This window comes from Vibrio sp. 704 (genome assembly GCF_033339295.1).
In genome coordinates, this window is record NZ_JAWOUH010000465.1 from 1 (window position 1) to 687 (window position 687).

Here is a 687-nt window from a genome sequence, read left to right on the forward strand (position 1 = left end):
CGACGGTTTCTGGCGTCCACAAATCATCGCGATGGCGGGCAACGGTATAGCTGTAGTCACGTTCCATTTCGCCATTTTTGCCTACGCCAATAACGCAGCAGCTTGTGCTGTGGCGACTAGACGCGTAGCTTGCTAACAAACCATGGCTGTTTCCGTACACTTTGACGCCGTAGTGGCTATCGTAGCTTGCACCGTCACTTTGCTTGATTGCATCGCTGTAGCTTAGCGCTTCTTTCTCAGCGGCAATCGCCACTTGTGCTGCGTAGTCTGGGTCTGGAGAGTCTGGGTGGAAAAGGTCAAGATCTGGCACCTCTTTCACCATAAATTCTTTCGGCGCTGGGCCTGCGAACGGGTCTTCAGATGTGTAATGAGCGATATCAAGCGCGGCATTCACTGTCTGTTCAATAGCCGCTTCACTCAAATCAGATGTGGAAGCGCTGCCCTTACGCTGGCCTCGGTAAACGGTAATGCCAAGCGCACCATCACTGTTGAACTCGACATTTTCTACATCACCCATTCGAGTGGAAACACTCAAACCTGTGCTTTTAGTAATTGCGACTTCTGCTGCATCCGACTTCGCCGACGCGAGCTCCAGTGCTCGTGCCACGGCTTGCTCTAGCTCGGTACGTTGCTCAGCAACCTGCTGTTTAATATCCATTGTCTTTCACATCTTGTATTCAATACGCA

Annotated in this window: 1 protein-coding gene; it reads right to left on the reverse strand. The window is 51.4% G+C overall.

What is annotated here, in order from left to right:
- A partial coding sequence (locus R7R24_RS27130; RefSeq protein WP_318120183.1) for a PmbA/TldA family metallopeptidase occupies nt 1-658 on the reverse strand: 658 nt, incomplete at its 3' end.
- Nucleotides 659-687: the final 29 nt, after the last annotated feature.